The organism is Bradyrhizobium erythrophlei (assembly GCF_900142985.1).
Taxonomy (GTDB): domain Bacteria; phylum Pseudomonadota; class Alphaproteobacteria; order Rhizobiales; family Xanthobacteraceae; genus Bradyrhizobium; species Bradyrhizobium erythrophlei_B.
Map to the genome: position 1 here is coordinate 6,157,928 of NZ_LT670849.1, position 17,818 is coordinate 6,175,745.

The window sequence follows — 17,818 nt, forward strand, 5'->3', positions numbered from 1 at the left end:
CCCTGGCTGTGTGAAAACCGCGTGCCGTAGTTATGATTCCTTCGCGATTCTGTAGGGAAATCGATGAGGTGCTTCGTTGAAGAGGCCGATCGTAGGCAATCGACGCTGTTGCCCGAATGCCTCGATGATTTCATCGACGAGAGTAATCCTGTTCGAGTGATCGAGGTGTTTGTCGAAACGCTCGACTTGGCTGAGATGAGTTTCGAAGGGGTTGAGCCGGCGGCAACTGGTCGACCGTCGTATCATCCCTCCGTTCTCCCGAAGCTTTATGTTTACGGCTATCTGAACCGGGTTCAGTCGAGCCGGCGGCTGGAACGAAAGCCGGACGCAATCTCGAGGTTATGTGGCTGCTGGGTCGGCTCGCACCTGATCACAAGACGATCGCGGACTTCCGCAAAGACAATGGCCTGGCGCTGCGCGCCGGCTCCATTTCGTCGTCAGCGAAGCGGAGCCGTATTTATACGGAATCCAAGAGAGGTGTGGATGGTTGTAATGTGGTTCTTGCCGGAGGAGGAATTTCATCACGGACAAATTTGCCGGTAGGGTCGCGCGAATGCGGCCCTTTTTGGTTCTAGTGCGCGGCTTCGGTCAAGCGCTCACGCAGCCGGTGCAGGCCTCAAATCCGCCGGCTCAACGCGGCGGGTTTCTCTTTTGGTGTTGTCGGGCGCGGTGAGTTGTTGATGCTGCCTTTCAAGGCGACGCTGCTCTCGGAGCGCGCGCGCGGCCTCAAATCTGGCGGCCCAGCGCTGCTCGCACCTTCTTTCAAGGTCCAGGGGGATATTGCTCATAACTCAAAAGCTCCGGGTTCGCGGTCGCCCCCGGTCTAAGGCCTCAACGCGCGCGGGCATTTAAAGGTCCAGTTTGAAGGCATTAAACTCTTTTGGCGGGTCGCGAGGACTCAGCGCTGGCGCCCCGTGCGGTGGCCCGGATCGGCCGGCACACACACTCCGCCCGCAAATCCCGGACGCACCGGCGGCCTTCCTAGACTCATGGAGGGGACTATCTCAGCGGCGGATCATCGCCGGCGGCCCATGTGGCGAAATAGGCAAGCGGCGACTCTTCATTTGTGCGGCGGTCAAGCAGCCGGTTTAGCGCGGAAATATCTTGCTCACCGCAGTCGCGACGACTTGGGTGTAGCGGGCGTCGTTGTATTCGGAATCGATCGCATAATGAACGGCCACAGCGACCAGTACAGATGCAAAGGCTTTCATTAACGGCCTCCCGCTCGAATCAGAACATGTCGGCCAAGTCCGGCCAGAGCATCACGGCTGAATTGCGAACCAAGCGGCGCGCGCTCTCAACATCTCAGCGGTTAATTGGTCAGGTAAGCCTCGATCGCAAATCCTATCCCCGATTTGAACCTATCAAATCAATGGCGTTGTGCAGCAGATCCCTTCGAGCGCCGATTTCATCATGATGCGCAACGCGTGTCGGCGTCGAAGGCAACCGCGATGCGATGCCGAAAAGAGGCGAACTCTCCGGCGTCATCGATCCTTATCGCGCTACATGCTGCCGAGACGGATGTCGTCGTCAGGGTCAACGAGGTCTCTTCATCGGCTTCGGGATCGCTCAGCAGCGGGTGCGAGTGGACGTTTGCGTCAACGTACTAGAGCGAGGGCCCCTGTTGTGCCCCGGATTTTTTAGGGCACACCTGTAGGGAATCATTTGCATAAGTCGTTAATTTTTAGGGATCAATGGTGGGCGCACAAGGGATCGAACCTTGGACCTCTCCCGTGTGAAACACGATCCGCAGTCCATGGCCAACCAAACCAAGCCATAGCAAAAGACGCAAACGTCCCTGCAAGATGGATTTCTCGTTGTTTGAAACAAATCGGCTTGCAGCATCTAGACCTCGGCTTCAGCCTTGCGAAGGTCTGCTGCGTTCTTAAGCGGCAGATCCTCAGGGCTATGCGTACCGATCGATGACGTTCAGAATCGGGATCATTTCGGACACGCACGGGCTGTTGAGGCCCGAGGCCGAGCGCCGTTTGACCGGCGTCGATCAAATCATTCACGGCGGAGATATTGCGCATTCCGACATCATCGGCGCGCTTCGCAAGATGAGCCGGTCGCCGCGATCAGAGGAAATGTCGACACCGGTGATTGGACGGGCGAATACGCCGACACCAAACTCGTGCGGCTCGCGGGACAAGCCATCTTCGTGCTTCACGACCTCAAGACGCTGCAGATCGATCCAGTGCCATCGGCATAGACGTCGTTGTGTCCGGCCATTCGCACGTGCCGAAGATCGATACGGTCGGCGGTGTGCTCTACTTGAAGCGCAGGCAGGCGGCGTTTCAAGCTGCCGATCACGCTTGCGACGCTCGAGATCACGCCCGACTCCCTGCGACCGGTGATCCACGACCTCGAACGCGACTGAATCCCTCCCGGGGTCCTGGGGGGACCTCTACAAAGGGGGGCGACTCGAGTAGGACGAACGCGGATCGGAGCGCGAAACCGACACCAACGCCCATCGGGCAGGGCGCCTGAGTCGGTGAATCATGAGTTAATTTTTCCGGCAAATTTCGCCGCTTGGCGACCCCTCGAATCAGTCTATGAGTCTTCGTCGCACGAAAAATGCGGGTGCACAGATGTCGAATTCGAATGACGTCGCCAGCGAGATGCTTTGGGAGCGCGTCCTGTCCCTGCTCGTCGTGGGTGCCAGCGTGTTGGGGGGAAGCGCCGTGTTGCTGATAATGGCGTTACCATCGGTCCTTCACGGATTTCCATAGTGGCAGAACGAGTTTTGAGTGGCAGGCGAGCAAGTCGCGCGTCGAACGAAACGTCCAACAATACGTCCAACACGCAAATTGGCCGAAGGCGTAAGTAGTTGGCATCGTTGACAGAAATCGAAAGAAAAATTTGAGTCGGAGCGCTTCACCCGCTCCATTTGTTTTCCAACGCACAACCGCTCGCCGGATCGCATCGTAACTTCGATCGCGACGTCGTCTTCACGTTCGAAGGCGAGGCTCTGTAGCTCTTTCGAAAAGTGCGGACGAAGTCAGGATCGATCGCGCTCCCGCGCCGAGCGGTTGCCGTGGTCTCGGCCTGCAACCTGGCATCCAGCGCTAGTGCCTCATTGGCGCGGGGCACGCGGCGCGCCCAACCTAATCGCGCAACCGTTGACGCGTTCACGGCTCTTCACGTCCGCGCGAGCCCTCTCAAGAGAAGGCTCCGATTTGACGTGACGGGCATCATTCAATCGAGGGATGGTCGACTGCGTTTGCTCGCCGCAGATGCCGAATTCGCAGCTATTTCGCGCGATTTCGGCGCTTTTTGAGCCCTATTCAGATCGCTCCCATGGAACGTTAAGATGTTCCATGCATGAGCGCATATCTCATTGTTATTGCTGCATTCCTTCGCCACATTCCGGCCACGCCCCGTCTTTCTAAGGCGGTCAGCCGAATGCACCTCGGCCTCATCGTTGAGGCCGCTGCAAACGTGACCAGCACCTGATCACACGGCTCTTGATCGCAAAGCGATCGCTTTCCCCTCAACAATACGAAGGAAGATAGTATGCGTAAATTCGTTGCCGCGAGTGCATTGGTATTTGCATTTGCAACGAGTGCGGAAGCGCGAACCCAGCATCACCACTACCGGCACTATGCTCATTATCATTATGGGCACTACGCCCATCGCCATTACCGACAACAGCCGCAGGAGTTCGGGTTCTCGAACTTTGGTTCTGGATCGTTCGGTTCTGGGTCGGGCTTTGGTTCGGGATTTGCCTCCGGGTTCGGAGACTCCAGCTTCGAGAATTCGGGCCGTCGGCGCTCGCGTTACGAACGCTCAAGCTCTGGGCAAACGAGCTACAGGTCCGCGAGCGTCGGGGGACGGCCGGGTGCCTGGTGCGGATGGTACATGCGCCAGCAGGTCGGTGCCGACCCCGGCCCGCAGTACAACCTCGCGCGATCATGGGCGCACTACGGCAGCAACGCCGGTGGCCCCTCCGTCGGCACGATCGTGGTCTGGAGCCATCACGTCGGCAAGATCGTCGGTCGCGAGAACGGACAGTGGATCGTGGAAAGCGGCAATGACGGCCATGCCGTTCGGACCCGTCCGCGATCGCTGGCCGGCGCGATTGCGTTCCGTAACGCCTACGCATCGTTCTAGTTCGACTTAGCATTCCACAAGACAAAGCCCCGCTTCATCGCGTAGATGGAGCGGGGTTTTTCTTTTGGGGATCGGGCAGTTCCGATCCGAAGCGAGGGAATGATGTGACATGCGCCGTCCTTTGATGATCCGCGGTGGCCGCGTACTGTGCTTCGGTGCGGCCACGCCGGAGGTGCTCGATGTCAGGATCGGCGGCGACGGGCGCATCGACGGGATCGGCCCGTCGTTGCCCGATGGCGACGCCGAGATCCTTGCGGTCGACGGCCAACTGGTGTTGCCGGGTCTCGTCGACATGCACCAGCATCTCGACAAGTCGCGGACCCGCGCGCTGCTCGATAACCCCTCCGGTACGCTGGCCGGTGCGGCGGCGGCCTATCGCGAACTGGCTCCTTCGATCACGAAAGAGCAGATGATCGCGCGTGCGCGACGAACCGTCGAAGCATGCAGCGTCCACGGTACGGTCGCGATCCGCAGCCACACCAATATCGATCCACAGACGGGGGTACGCGGCGTCGAGGCCATGGTGGCCTTGCGCGAGGAATGTGCGGGCCATATGCGGATCCAGGTTGTGGGACACGTGACGTCGGGCGCGACCTCGATGTTGCCGGAGAGCGAGGCCTGGCTGGGGCAGGCGATCGAACTCGGGATCGACGCCATCGGCGGGGTGCCGGCCTTTTCGTCCGAGCCGATCGCGTTGTTGAAGCTCTTGTTCGACTGCGCCGAACGCAGTGGTCTGCCGCTCGACATGCACATCGACGAGCATCTTGATGCGGGCAGGGCCATGTTCGGCGAAATCGCCAGGATGACGAAGGCCTACGGCATGGCCGGCCGCGTCGTCGCCGGCCATTCCTCGGCCTTGAGCGCCATGGCGCCGGATGAGGCGAAGCGGACGATCGACGAGCTCCGCGATGCCGGCGTCGGCATCGTCACGCTGCCGGCGGCCAATCTGTTCCTGCAGGGGCGCGATGCGGACCGTTTGCCGCCGCGCGGACTGACGCGGGTGCGCGAACTACTGGCGGCGGGAATCCCGGTCGCGGCCGCTTCCGACAACATTCAGGACCCGTTCGTCCCCACCGGCACGGGCGATCTCCTGGAGATCGCGCGATGGACCTTGCTCGCCGGGCAATTCGGTCTTTCCGACCTGCGCCAGATGTTCGAGATGGTAAGCTCAGTGCCGGCGGAGATGATCGGTCTCGGCGCCGACTGGGGCATTCGCAAGGGCGCACGCGCCGATTTGCTGATCGCGCGGGCCGATACGATCGATGATCTCGTCGCCAGCGGCGCGCTGGAACGCACCGTGATGATTGAAGGGCGGGCGGTCTCGTCGACATCGACGAAATTGTCGCGACCATGATCTGACGGGCTGCCGAGCCGCTTATTGCTCGACGAATGCGCGCCGCATTTGATCGGTGATCGGCTTGAGCAAGTAGCTCATCATGGTGCGGCTTCCGGTTTGCATGAATACCTCCGCCGGCATGCCCGGAACGAGCTGAAGCCCGGCTAGTCGCCGCCGCTCGTCTTCGGACAACGAAACCCTGACCGTAAAGTACGAGGCGTTGGCTTGCTGATCGCGGCTGGTATCGGGCGACACATAGGAAACAACACCGCTGACCTGCGGGGTTACACGCTGGTTGAACGCCGGGAAGCGAACAAATGCATCCTGACCTGTTCGTACATGGTCGATGTCGGTGGGTTGCAGCCGCGCTTCAATCTGAAGGTCATCAAGATCGGGGACGATTTCCATGATCGAGTCTCCCGGCTTAATGACGCCGCCGATGCTGTGGACGGAGAGTTGCTGAACAACACCCGAGGTTGGCGTCCGGATTTCGATCCGGTCCAGCACGTCGCGCGCCGCCGTGCCACGCTCGACGAGCTCGGCTTCCTTGCCCTGGCTTTCGCCCAGTTCCTTGACGACGTCAGAGCGGAAATCATGCTCGACCTTCAGAATTTGCAGCTGCGCCTCGCCGATCCTGGAGCGGGTCTCGGCGATCGATGACGTCAATTGGCCACGTTCGCCCTCGATACGCGCACTTTCGCGTTGCAGCGCCGTGAGCCGCGCCAGTGGCACCAGCTGCTTGTCATAAAGTGTCTGCACGCCCGTGAGTTCGCCGCCGATCAATTCCAACTGTTTGGTTTTGGCCTCAACCTGCGCATCAAGGCCGCCGATCTGTTCGCCGAGCTGCGAGATGCGGCTTTGAAAGACATCGATCTGGCTTCGACGCGCCTTGTCACGCGCCCTGAATAGCGACTCTTCCGACGTCAACAGCGTTTTCACGGTGTCTTCGCGCGTTCGGTCTGCCAATTCGACAGGTATTGCAATCTGGCTCACGCCGTCGCGTTCGGCGGTGAGCCGGGCAATCCGGGCGCGAATCTCGTCGAGCTGCTTGGTGATGACTTGCAGGCTTGCCTGCGCCTGGATCGCATCGAGACGCACAAGCAGTTCGCCGCTGCTCACCCGCTGGCCGTTATGCACGGCTATCTCGGAGACCACCCCGCCGGTTGGATGCTGAATAGCCTTGACGCTGGATTGAACAACGAGATTTCCCGGTACGATAACGGCCCCGGCCAACGGCACCAGCGCAGCCCAGCCGCCGGCGGCGAGGCCAACGATGAGCAGCACGCGAAGTCCTGTCCGCAATTCCCGTTCAAGGGCGCGGCCTGTTCGAAAGGTCAAATCGTCACCTGCCGCGGCTTCATCCCCGGTGGCGCCTTCGGCATTGAGGATAAAGGACAGCGAGGTGCTCAAGCCGTCTCGACAGACGGCAGCCAGGCTTCTTGCCGAGTGTGCCGAACCTGTCCCGCTCGCCGGTGGCGGCAGTTCCATCCGGATGCTCTCGATGCGCATTGACTGATAGCTTTCGTGCGGCTGGAGAGGCGCTTGATCGAGAACGGTTGGAGGCGAGGCATCAGAGGCGATATCGGATCCATTCCGGCCTCGCAGGGAAGCGACGTCGGCTTGACGCCTCGGATCTATCGCGTGCCTTCGTTTGCCGGAAGGGGAAAGCCCGAGCTGGTCGAGCCAGGCACCGATGGCTCGCCCGATGTTTCGTTTCTGCCGATGTTTCGGTTGGCTGGGATGGCGGCGGCTGGGCGAGGGGCGCGGACCTGAAGAAGCCTGCGCTTGGTCACGCTCCAGCGCCTGCCTCAAGCGCTGTAATTCTAGAATCAGCGCGGCGCCTTGTGGCCCTGCACCGCCCGCGCTCTCGGTGTTCGCCCAGCGATGCGGGACCTTGCTGGTATACGTTGCAGTGTTGTCACTCAGCATGGTCGTGCGCTCTCCGCCATTCGTGGATGCGCGCCCGATCCGCCTCTTGCCGACGCATTGCGAACACGGGCGAAGATCTCTTCGCGTGGACCAAATGCGATCGCTTTGCCTTCGTAGAGCACCATGGCCATGTTCAACGCGACGAGCGCGCTCGGGCGATGCGAGATCACGATGACGATGGATTGGTTGCGCCGCAGGATCTCGATGGCGCGATGCAGGGCGTTTTCCCCGTCAGCATCCAGATTGGCGTTTGGTTCATCGAGTACGACCAGGAATGGATCGCCAAATACCGCGCGTGCCAAACCGATCCGTTGACGCTGCCCGGCGGAAAGCGACGTGCCGCCCTGGCCGATCCGCGTCGAGTAACCGTCCGGCAATCGCAGAACGATCTCATGCACGCCGGCGATCTGCGCGGCCCGCAAAATGGCGTCGGAGCCCGCATCGCTATCGAAGCGGCAGATGTTTTCGGCAACGGTCCCGTCAAACAGCTCGACGTCCTGCGGCAGATAGCCCACATACTGGCCGAGATGCTCGCCCCATTGATCGAGGGCGGCGCCGTCGAGCCGGACGACGCCGTGCTGCGCCGGCCAGATTCCCACCAGTGCTCTGGATAGTGACGTCTTCCCCGATGCGCTGGCGCCCAGCAGCGCCAGGCCCATTCCAGCCTTGAGCGAAAAAGAAACGTTCGAGACGATGGCCTTTGTGTTCCCGGGCGCGCAAACGACCAGACCCGTGACTGAAAGCTCCCGGCAAGGACGCGGCAACGTGACGGGTGGCGAGGGGGAAACCGCGGTGACCTTGCAGATTTCGCGCAGGCGCGCGATGCCTTGACGTGCGGCAACGAGTTGTCGCCAGGATCCCAGCGCGATCTCGACCGGTGCGAGCGCTCGGCCCATCATGATCGACGAGGCGATCATGACGCCGCCCGAGGCGCGATCGACCACGACGAGATAAGCGCCGATCCCCAGCAGGCCGGACTGAAGCACGTAGCGGAGCACCTTCGCGCCCGAACCGAGATTTGAATTAACGTCGGTGGCGCGGATGTTTTCCTGCAAATAGCGCTCGTTGGCCGACGCCCAGCGCTCGGATAGCCGCTTCGTCATGCCAAGCGCCTTGACCACCTCGGCGTTGCGCTGGGTAGCATCCGCCAACACCTGCCGTTGCGCGCTGCTATCCATCGCCGCCTTGGCCGCGCCGCGCGATAATTGTTCCGAGAGCAGCGTCATCGCGATGATCGCGACTGTGCCCAGCAGGGCCGTCAAGCCGATCACAGGATGGAACAGAAACAACGCGGCGAGAAAGAGCGGAATCCATGGCATATCGAGGAAGGCCGTCGGTCCCATCCCCGACAGAAAGCTGCGCACCTGGTCCAGGTCGCGCAACGGCTGTTGCATCAGCATCGGTTTGACGCCGCGCAGCGGCAAGGTAGCGAGCGCGGTGTGGATCGACCGTTGCAGGCTTGCATCAAAAAGCGTCGCCACCCTGCAGAGCATTCGCGCCCGTAGCGCGTCGAAATATCCCTGCACGAGGTAAGCGAACAGGACGATCAGCGACAGACCCAGCAATGTCGCGGTATTGCGGCTCGGAATCACCCGGTCGTAGACCTGCAGCATATAAAGAGAGCCCGACAGCATGAGCACGTTGATCACACCGCTGAATACGGCGATGCCGACCATGCGTCGCGCACTCGCGCGCATCCCGAGCGTGACGGGATCGTCGGACGAAAGCCCGAAGAGGTTGGAAAGGCCCGACAGAGAATCCTTCTCCAGCGCGCCAATCTGAGCAGAAGTCATGACTGCGTCTCTCCACCATCATGCGCAGCCGGTTTTGATTGACGGTCGATGCTGACCATATTTCGGCGAGAATGCGACGCGCGCGCACAAACGTTATGACGATCGTGGCAAGCGTGGCGCAGAAAGTTGCCGATTAAAGCTCCAGGCGCGTCGCTGTTGTCGAAACGTAGATGTATGACGTTCGTCCTCCAGCACCATCTGTCCGACTTGCGAACGATGAGGCGAGCCACGCTATTACCTTACTTGTCTCACGCTCGGCCGCCTTGTCGGCCGAAAGGCGCCACGAACTTGGACGCAAATGCGTCCCAAGGTTGAACGTGGCGAAGTGTCTTCGAATGACGTCGCCACGTCAGTGACCTCGGCGACAATATTTGTCGCACGATGACAGACACGGCCAACAACAGCGGCGGCGATCGGATTAATCGCAACAGAGAATAGCAGGAGAAAGTCAATGGCTCTGACAGCAACGGACCTGTTTAACGACGCAACGACGCGGGAGATTGGCGGTATCGGTCCGGATCAGGTTAGCGCGATCGTCTCGGACTTGGTCGGCGTGCAGCAAATGTTGAGTGCGGCCGATCCCCAGATCAACAGCCTGACCGATCTGCACACGCATGTCATCATCAACCAGCTCAACGAAGAGATCGCGACCGTCGAACTCGCAAACTCGCCGACCGGTACGCCGATCCTGGGAACCGACCTCGGACAATTTGTTGGGCGCGCCATCAACGACATCCATCGCGACATTATTGATATAGCGCAGGGCGATCCCGGTGTGCAGGCCATCTTCAATCCGACACCGCTGCCGGCATTGAACACGCCGGCTACGCCGTTCCTCGACAATGCGACCCAGACGACATTCGTGACGCAGTGGATTCAGGACAGCAATCATCTTGGCCAGATGGCGACCACGATCGAGAACAACGGATTCCAGGGCGATATTGCCGGGCTCGTCCAGCAGATTCAGACCTTCGAAAACAGTTCAAACGCGTTCGATCAGTCGCAAGGCGGCTTGTGGTCGGCGCGCTTCTGGAACGAATTTCGATCGGATGGCACGGCGGGCACGGCGGCAAACGCATTGATTGACGGCTTGCAAACTCACAATGCCGGGGAAGTCAACGCCGCGGTTACGCAGTTGTCGGCCAATGCGTCCGATGTGGCGGGCAATAACCTCATGGCGGACGGGGGAAGCTACGCGAGCGTGGTCGCTGCGGCGCAGGCGACTGCGGTAACACCAAACCCCGACCCGACGTCGCCTCCGACAACGACGCCGCCAACAACGACACCTCCGACCACGACGCCGCCGGCAGGGACGCCGGATCCCGGGACGACGTCGGCCGGAGACGGTGGGAACCACCTCGTCGCCGATCTGATTGCGCTTCTCCAGGGTGGTGGTCAGAACAGCGCGGCGGCCGTGGTCTCTGACTTGCAGGCGTTGGTCCAGGCGGCCGGCGGTGGCCACACCAATAACGGCCTCTCGGCGCTGCTCGGCGATCTCCAGACGGCAGCCGGTCCGGTGACGCAGACCACCCAGCCGGCACCGAACGCTCCGGCCAGTGCACCGCAGGCCGCGAACAATGGTGCGGACCTTTCGCCTGGCATCGATACCGGTGGCCATCATTTCCAGAACGTGATGCATCACTTCCACCACATGTGGGGGTGACGACTACTTGATCGCCGGCGTCTCGTTCGATCGACGAGACGCCGGAATTCGGTCAGGCGCGAACAGACATGATGTAGCGGAGGGCGGCCGCCAGATCAGAAGGGATCGTTAGTTCGCCGGGACGGCGATGACAGTTGGGGATGCTGCTTTGTTTAGCGAGCTTGGCTTTTTGCGGCGTATTTGGCGGGCCAAACCGGGAAGCGGGGCCAGGTCGTGCAGCGAAGTAGTCGCTGGCATGCACAATAATGGCCCGCGGTTCGATGGTCGCGTGATGCGAAGAGGCGGTGAGCTCCCTGGGGACGGAGTTCGCGAATGAAATACCGCAAGACGGACTACGGCACCATCATCCTGCATTGGTTACTTGTCGGCGCCTTTGGTGTGGCGTTCTTCAGCGGAATGCGCATCGCCACTGAGACGCCCGAGCGTCTCTGGATCAATCTCTTCGATGCCGTCCTGCCGCGCGAAAGCGTATGGGTGATACATATGCAGGCCGCATTGGTGCTGGTTGCGGTCGCGCTTGCCTACGCCGTTTATCTGGTCAGGTCCGGGCTGACGCGCCGTGTCAAGCTGGACGGCATGCGCTTTCGCGGATTGTTCGGCCGCGTGGAAGCCCGCCTGGGCGCCATCAACGTTTTGCTCTGCTGGGTCTTCTTCATTGCGATGTCGCTGCTGATGGCAAGCGGGGCTGCGCTCTATTTCGGCATTCTGGCCGGATACGATGCTGCGACGCTGCATTGGTATTCGACGTGGGTGATACTGGCCTTTGCGGCGCTTCATATTCTGACTCATTTCAAGATCGGCGGGTTGTCGCAGTTATTCCGTATCTTTCGACCGGCGCACCTGCCGCCGCCGTCCAAACAGCTCGATGCCGTCGAATTGCTGGCGATGTTGGCAGAGCAATCGGCAGCGCCGGCGCGCCATGTCGCGCCCGGCAATGGGCTCCCGACCGAGCCGGGTTTCCCGTTAAATGGCGACCTGCGGAAGCCAAGAGGCGCGCAATCCAGCATCACACCGGCCGGCACGAGCGCTCAAGGCAGCGGTTCGAGGCGGCGATATCCCACGCTTCAGGCCAATCCCCTGGTCGTGGCGGCGGCCGTCGCCATCACCGGTACTTCATTTATTCTTGCTGCCGACCGGCTGGCCGTGGACCAACTCGAGATCCACCGGATCGACGGCGCGGATGCACCCACGCTCGATGGCGACACGTCGGATCGGGCCTGGCGCGCGGCCATCCCATTTTTCGTCACGACCAATGGCGGAGGAAATTTCGAGGGAAGAGGAGAGACAAGGATCGAAGTTCGGGCGGTGCACGACGGCACCTGGGCCTACTTTCTGTTCATATGGGAAGACCCGACGCGATCGCTCAAACACTTTCCACTGCTGAAGGAAAGCGGCGGCTGGCGTATCCTCAACAATGGTTTGGAGAGTGGCGACGAAAGCGACTTCCACGAAGACAAATTTTCGGTCTTGCTGACCACGGCCGATCTGACGCTTGCTGGCGATCGAACGTTTCATGCAAGCCCGCATCCCATTCCAGGTGCGCCGGCGACCACAACCGGCCGTGGGCTGCATTATTCGACGGCCGGTTACGTCGATGTCTGGGAATGGAGGGCGACGAGCGGTTCGACCGGCTGGATGGACGACGCCCACTTTGGTCCTCCGCTGGAGCCGACCCCGATGCAGGCTCACCATATCGTCCCTTACAAGGGCGGCTTCGCACCCGATCCGGGCGCGGCCAACTACGTCGACAATTTTGCTATCGAGGCGGATGTGACGGGCGGTGCGCGGTTCGTCGCGCCTCTCAGGTTGCCGAAGGATGTAGCAGCGACAACCGCCGCCATGGGGCGGGTTGACCTGGACCCTAGTCACGGTGACGAAGATGGCAGCCGCTGGTTCATGACGGAGGCGGAGTCGATTCCATATTCGGCGGCTGACGATGCTCGAATTCCGATAGGCGCGACCATTCCCGGCGTCATCATCGCGGGGGAGTTTGTCGGCGATCGCGCGGACGTCAGATGTATGGCTCGATGGGCATCCGGACGTTGGGCGCTGGAAGTCGCGCGACGCCTCGACACCGGCAGCGAGTACGACGTTCCGATCAAGACTGGCGTTTTCATGCGGGTCGCCGCTTTCGACCACAGTCAGATCCGGCATACCCGGCACGTAAGACCGATCCGGCTTGAGGTCGAAAAATGAAGAAGACCTGCCAGGTAACATTGAATCGAAAATCGTTCCCGGCCAACTGCGGCGACGTTCTGCTCGACGCAGCTTTGCTCAATGGCGTCGAATTGCCTCACGATTGCCGGAGCGGAATCTGCGGCGCCTGTCGTGTGCGCCTGGTGAAGGGACGCGTTTTTGGCGGCCAGAACGACGATGATGAGATGATCCATGCCTGTCAGGCGCGGCTCATGTCCGACATCGAAATCGAGACCGAACGCACGCCTGACCAGACGTCGGTGACGGCTCGCGTGGCGGCGATCGTTCCCTTGGCGCCCGATGTGCTCGGCATCGACCTGGAGCTGCCGAAGCCGTTTCATTATCTTCCCGGTCAGTTCTGCAAATTGCAGTTCTTCGGCTTCCCAGCGCGCAATTACAGCCCGACCTATCCGTTGGAGGGGCGGCCGAGGAAACACGTGATGCACTTCCACATCCGGAAATTCCCCAATGGTCTCGTATCCTCCGAACTCGGGCGGTCGATCCGCGTTGGGCACCGCGTGAGGGTGTCGGGGCCGTTCGGCCATGCCTTTCTCAGGCCCAATCACGCCGGCGGCGTTGTGCTTGCCTCCAGCGGTACGGGTTTTGCGCCAATGTGGTCGGTTGCGGTCGCATCGATCATCGAGCGCCCGGAGCGAGAGTTGATTTTCGTGGTCGCTGCGCGAAGGCTTCAGTCGCTGTATATGCACGCCGCACTTTGCCGCCTGGCGCTGTTTCCGAACGTCACCATCATTCCGACCGTGTCGGAAACACAAAGTGTGTCGCCCGCCATTCGAATCGGACGTCCCACGGATCATCTGCCGATCTTGTCAGCCAACGACCTGGTCTATGTCTCCGGTGCTCCCGCCATGACAGCGCAGGTGGCGCGGATCGCGAGGGCGGCCGGCGCCAGATGCTTTACCGATCCCTTTATGTCCAGCGAAACATCGAATGGCCAAAGTGGGCTGGCGCGGTCATTGGGTCGGCTGGCTCGATCGCCAGGGAAAGCGTTTTCAGGGATTGCGTCGCGGCTGGTCGGGTGAGGCGACAGGGACGACCGGGCGAAATGTCCAGGTGCTCGCTGCCTTGGACAAGCAAATGATGCTGGCGTATGAAAATGCGATATGGTTGAAACCTGACGCGGGTTTTCGCCCGCGACAGGTTCACCCCGCATTTTCAGGAATTGAGAAATGGCCGATACAGACCTTGATGTTGTCATCCGCGGAATCGGAAAGGCGCAACACAAGGCGTTGATGGCGGAGGCGAAGAAGCGCCAGGCCCGACTGGCGGGGCTGGCCGCCAAGGCCAAAACCAAAGAGGGCAAGGCGCGCCTCAAGCAGACGGCGAGCGGCATGATGCTGCTCGCGACGGCGGCCGCGCGGCGGTTGCAACTCACGGCCGAGAACGCTGCCGACAGCTACGCACGGGCGATGAGAGCCGCGCTGGAAGAGCTCAAGGCGGCGGAGGCCAAGATGGCCGAGGCGGCCAAGGGCAAGGAGACCAAGAGCAAGGCGGCAGCCAAGAAAGCGACCAAAAAGAAGGGCTGATCCGCTATCGGAGTGGCTCGCCACCGGCTGTCCGCTGCGCTATTCCAGTCGCTCAGCCCCATCAAGCCGATAAAGGCACCGCGCCATGGCGTATCAACCCCATTCCAAAGTCATCATCACCTGCGCGATCACGGGCAATATCACCCGGCCGGAACAGTCGCCTTATCTGCCGATCACGCCGCAGCAGATCGCCGACAGCGCGCTGGAGGCGGCAGAGGCGGGCGCCTCGGTCGCCCATATTCACGTGCGCGATCCCGAGACCGGCCGCCCCTCGATGTCGATCGATCTCTATCGCGACGTGATGGGCCGCATCCGCGCGAAGAACTCCAGATTGATCATCAACCTGACCACGGGCCCGGGCGGGCGCTTCGTGCCGTCGGAGGAAGACCCGAAGGTTGCCGGTCCCGGCACCACGTTGATGGCGCCGGAAAAGCGCGTCGAGCATATCGAGCTCCTCAAGCCCGAGATTTGTACGCTCGATCTCAACACCATGAATTCCGGCGGCCAGGTCGTGATCAACACGCCGCCGAACGTTCGCAAGATGGCGGCGCGGATGCGCGCGGCCCGGGTGTTGCCGGAGATCGAGCTGTTTGATTCCGGCGACATTCATCTGGCGCGCGATCTGCTCGCGGACGGCACCTTGCAGGGGCCGCCGCTGTGCTCGCTGGTGCTCGGCGTCAAATACGGTTTCGACCCGTCGCCGGAAACCATGCTCTACGCCCGCAACCTGCTGCCGGAGGGGGCGACCTGGGCCGGGTTCGGCATTGGCCGCTCCGAATTTCCGATGGTGGCGCAGTCCTGGCTGCTCGGCGGCCATGTGCGTGTCGGCATGGAGGACAACCTCTATCTGTCCAAGGGCGTGCTCGCGAAAACCAATGCCGAGCTGGTGGCGCATGCCGCGCAAATCCTGAAAGACCTGGGCGCCACGGTTGCGACATCAGCCGAAGCACGGGCGATGCTCAAGCTTTCCTGAGCCCGCCCTCCAAAAGTCAAAGGGCGGTGTGCTGCCACACCGCCCTTGCTTGTTTTCCAACAGCGGGAGCTGTCGCAACGGTTAGCCGTTGCGGCCGTCCAGGATGCGGTCGAGAATCCGGTCGATATCGTTTCTGATATCCTTTCGCAGACCATCACGATCGTCGAAGTCGAACATATCCATGAGGTCGCCGATCGCCGGCATGTTGCGCGGCACGTAGCGATTGTCGTCCTCGTCCATGATCGGATTTGGCAGATTGTCGCGGCTGCGCGCGCTGAGCGGCTTCAGTCCCCAGTTGCGCTCGATGAACTTGGTGATCGAGACGTGGTCGTAATAGGTATGCACCACGCGACCGCCACGGGAGTACGGCGAGATCACGAGCAGCGGCACGCGCGGGCCGTCGCCGAAGAAATCGACCGGCTGGATGAAGCCTGAATCGTAGAAACCGCCGCTTTCATCCCAGGTGACGATGATGGCGGTTTCAGCAAACAACTCCGGCTTGGCGCGGACCTGATCGACGATGTTGTCGAGCAGCGCCTCGAACAGGATCAGCTTGGACGATTGCGGATGACCGTCCGCCAGGCCGCTCGGCTTGACGAAGGCAACCGACGGCAACTGGTCGTTGGCGACGGCCGTGAAGAAATCGGTGATGTCTGCGGTGTGCGCCTTGATCTGGGCGGGATTGCCGTAAATCGAGGCGGCGTACTGCATCGGATTGCAGATCGGGCAGAACGCGTTGGGAAGGCCTGCCACTGCTTCATTGAAGCCACCGCCGTAATAGACCCAGGGCACGTTCTTCGCGTTCAGCGCATCGCCGATGGTCGGCAAGTTCTGCGGGGGAATGAAGAAGATGTCGCTGCCGTCCGCCGCCTGCTTGGGTGACAGCGGGTTCGCCGGCGTGCCGTTCGGGTGGTAGCCGGGGAAGAAGTTGTTGACCGCGTAGAAGGTGTTTGGCGCGCAGCTCGTGGCGGTGGAGGTCTTAAAGGGCAGCGTCGCCAGATAGCTGGTGATCTCCGTGACGCCAGGCTGCGTCGCGTCGGAGCAGTTCACATATTCGCCGAGCGCAGCTCCGGGGTCGTTCTGGTAGATGTTGTTGGAGCCGGGCACCGGGTTCGGATTCGCAACCAGCGAAATCTGAATCTGCGGCGGCAGACCGAGCAGCGATCCCGGCGCCTTCGGCGGCGGCTCGGGCTGGAAGCTGTTGGCGTTGAACACGCCATTTTCCGCGAACGTGTTGTTGAAGAAGTAGACGTCGCCGGTGCCGATCATGATGTGATTGGCGCCGGTGCCACCCATCACCGCCTGATGATAGTTGTCGGCAATCGAATATTCCTGCGCGAGCCGCTTGAGCGTCGGCGCATCGCCCTGGTTCATATTGAAGAAGGCCATCGAGGTGCCCATGCCGGCTTCCGTCGGGCCGCGGAAGGTGGTCATGACGAAGGGCAGGAGATCGGCCAGACAGCCGCTCGGATTGTGCGCAGTCGCATGCGAGACGTTGCAATCCGATTGCTGCCACATCTGGAAGAAGCGATGGAACGTATCCTCGGTGTACGCGTCGTAGGGAAGACCGTGACCTTGTGCGTCCTTTGCGGTCTGTTGGAACGGACCGTTCGGCAGATTAAGTACGTTGAGAATGCGCGTGTCGGGATTGCGGGCCGTGAGACTCGTTTCAGGCGTGAAGACGAAGCCTGCGGGAATCCCAGTAGTTTTGGCGGAACCAGTGGTCAGCAGCACCGCATCTTCGGCCTCGAGGCTCGGCTCTGCCGCCTGGGCGGCGGCAACAGTGGCGAAGGGCGGCGGGTTGGTGTCGCTGGCCACCAAAGGCACACCGTTCAGGTCCGGCGGAGGCAGCGTGGTGTAAGCCGTCTTGCCGTTGTCCGGCGCGGAGGTGAAATAGTTGGGCTGCGGCGTGACCGTGAACTGCGCCGCCTGGCTGAAGTTCGGACCCGGCGTGCCATCCGCATTCACGATGCCCCGTGACAGGAGATTGTGAATGTGCTGGCCATTGCGCGGCCGGTACGTGCCAAAGGCGTGGTCGAAGCTGGAATTTTCGGCGAGCACGACGATCACATGCTTGATTGGGGTCGTGGTGTGGACGTGATCGGCGGCCTTGTCCGGATCGGCCGCGCCGGCATTCGTCGTGAGGGCGCCGAGCGCCGCGACGCCGGCCAGCAGTCCGATTTTTCGGTGGCGCAGCGTATACTTGGTTTGATGCATCTTGGTTCTCCGCAGTTGAAAATGGCGGGGAACCTACCGATGCGGCGTGACAGT

11 protein-coding genes and 2 pseudogenes are annotated in these 17,818 nt (G+C 61.3%); 9 read left to right on the top strand and 4 right to left on the bottom strand.

The window, feature by feature from the left end:
* Positions 1–63: 63 nt before the first annotated feature.
* A pseudogene (locus BUA38_RS29415) lies at positions 64–419 on the top strand (transposase); the annotation flags it as partial.
* A gap of 669 nt (positions 420–1,088) precedes the next feature.
* On the opposite strand, the gene BUA38_RS38550 reads toward BUA38_RS29415, so the two are convergent.
* On the bottom strand, positions 1,089–1,211 hold the full coding sequence (locus BUA38_RS38550) for a hypothetical protein (protein ID WP_276328146.1): 123 nt from the start codon (positions 1,209–1,211) through the stop codon (positions 1,089–1,091).
* Between the two features lie 711 nt (positions 1,212–1,922).
* Between BUA38_RS38550 and BUA38_RS38335 the strand changes: the two are divergent.
* From BUA38_RS38335 to BUA38_RS29430, 3 genes and pseudogenes are all read left to right on the top strand, one after another.
* A pseudogene (locus tag BUA38_RS38335) lies at positions 1,923–2,380 on the top strand (metallophosphoesterase family protein).
* A gap of 1,481 nt (positions 2,381–3,861) precedes the next feature.
* Positions 3,862–4,113: a hypothetical protein gene (locus BUA38_RS29425; protein WP_072823493.1), complete on the top strand. Its 252-nt coding sequence runs from the start codon at positions 3,862–3,864 to the stop codon at positions 4,111–4,113.
* Positions 4,114–4,222: 109 nt separating this feature from the next.
* Entirely contained in the window at positions 4,223–5,467 is a 1,245-nt protein-coding gene (locus BUA38_RS29430) for an amidohydrolase family protein (RefSeq protein ID WP_072823495.1), read from the top strand.
* A 21-nt stretch (positions 5,468–5,488) separates the two neighbouring features.
* Here BUA38_RS29430 and BUA38_RS29435 read toward each other — a convergent pair whose 3' ends face one another.
* Positions 5,489–6,859: an HlyD family type I secretion periplasmic adaptor subunit gene (locus tag BUA38_RS29435; RefSeq protein ID WP_244553098.1), complete on the bottom strand. Its 1,371-nt coding sequence runs from the start codon at positions 6,857–6,859 to the stop codon at positions 5,489–5,491.
* A gap of 512 nt (positions 6,860–7,371) precedes the next feature.
* Entirely contained in the window at positions 7,372–9,054 is a 1,683-nt protein-coding gene (locus BUA38_RS29445; RefSeq protein ID WP_072826534.1) for a type I secretion system permease/ATPase, read from the bottom strand.
* Positions 9,055–9,622: 568 nt separating this feature from the next.
* Here BUA38_RS29445 and BUA38_RS29450 point away from each other — a divergent pair.
* The 5 genes from BUA38_RS29450 (at position 9,623) to BUA38_RS29470 (ending at position 15,547) form a co-directional block, all read left to right on the top strand.
* Positions 9,623–10,834, top strand: coding sequence for a hypothetical protein (locus BUA38_RS29450; RefSeq protein WP_072823499.1), 1,212 nt, complete (start codon positions 9,623–9,625; stop codon positions 10,832–10,834).
* A 312-nt stretch (positions 10,835–11,146) separates the two neighbouring features.
* A complete protein-coding gene (locus BUA38_RS29455) occupies positions 11,147–13,030 on the top strand; it encodes an ethylbenzene dehydrogenase-related protein (RefSeq protein ID WP_072823501.1) in 1,884 nt (627 codons plus the stop codon).
* Positions 13,027–14,070, top strand: a complete 1,044-nt coding sequence (locus BUA38_RS29460; RefSeq protein ID WP_072823503.1) for a 2Fe-2S iron-sulfur cluster-binding protein — start codon at positions 13,027–13,029, stop codon at positions 14,068–14,070. Before BUA38_RS29455 ends, BUA38_RS29460 begins: the two co-directional genes overlap by 4 nt.
* Before the next feature lie 147 nt (positions 14,071–14,217).
* Positions 14,218–14,574 (top strand): hypothetical protein, encoded by a 357-nt coding sequence (locus tag BUA38_RS29465; protein ID WP_072823505.1) that lies wholly within the window; start codon positions 14,218–14,220, stop codon positions 14,572–14,574.
* A gap of 85 nt (positions 14,575–14,659) precedes the next feature.
* Positions 14,660–15,547, top strand: a complete 888-nt coding sequence (locus BUA38_RS29470; RefSeq protein WP_072823507.1) for a 3-keto-5-aminohexanoate cleavage protein — start codon at positions 14,660–14,662, stop codon at positions 15,545–15,547.
* A gap of 81 nt (positions 15,548–15,628) precedes the next feature.
* On the opposite strand, the gene BUA38_RS29475 is transcribed toward BUA38_RS29470, so the two are convergent.
* Entirely contained in the window at positions 15,629–17,764 is a 2,136-nt protein-coding gene (locus BUA38_RS29475; protein ID WP_072823509.1) for an alkaline phosphatase family protein, read from the bottom strand.
* Positions 17,765–17,818: the final 54 nt, after the last annotated feature.

Coding starts and splice junctions, on each gene's coding strand:
- BUA38_RS38550 (WP_276328146.1), bottom strand. CDS start 1,211: ATGAAAGCCTTTGCATCTGTACTGGTCGCTGTGGCCGTTCATTATGCG.
- BUA38_RS29425 (WP_072823493.1), top strand. CDS start 3,862: ATGCGCCAGCAGGTCGGTGCCGACCCCGGCCCGCAGTACAACCTCGCG.
- BUA38_RS29430 (WP_072823495.1), top strand. CDS start 4,223: ATGCGCCGTCCTTTGATGATCCGCGGTGGCCGCGTACTGTGCTTCGGT.
- BUA38_RS29445 (WP_072826534.1), bottom strand. CDS start 9,054: ATGGTCGGCATCGCCGTATTCAGCGGTGTGATCAACGTGCTCATGCTG.
- BUA38_RS29450 (WP_072823499.1), top strand. CDS start 9,623: ATGGCTCTGACAGCAACGGACCTGTTTAACGACGCAACGACGCGGGAG.
- BUA38_RS29455 (WP_072823501.1), top strand. CDS start 11,147: ATGAAATACCGCAAGACGGACTACGGCACCATCATCCTGCATTGGTTA.
- BUA38_RS29460 (WP_072823503.1), top strand. CDS start 13,027: ATGAAGAAGACCTGCCAGGTAACATTGAATCGAAAATCGTTCCCGGCC.
- BUA38_RS29465 (WP_072823505.1), top strand. CDS start 14,218: ATGGCCGATACAGACCTTGATGTTGTCATCCGCGGAATCGGAAAGGCG.
- BUA38_RS29470 (WP_072823507.1), top strand. CDS start 14,660: ATGGCGTATCAACCCCATTCCAAAGTCATCATCACCTGCGCGATCACG.
- BUA38_RS29475 (WP_072823509.1), bottom strand. CDS start 17,764: ATGCATCAAACCAAGTATACGCTGCGCCACCGAAAAATCGGACTGCTG.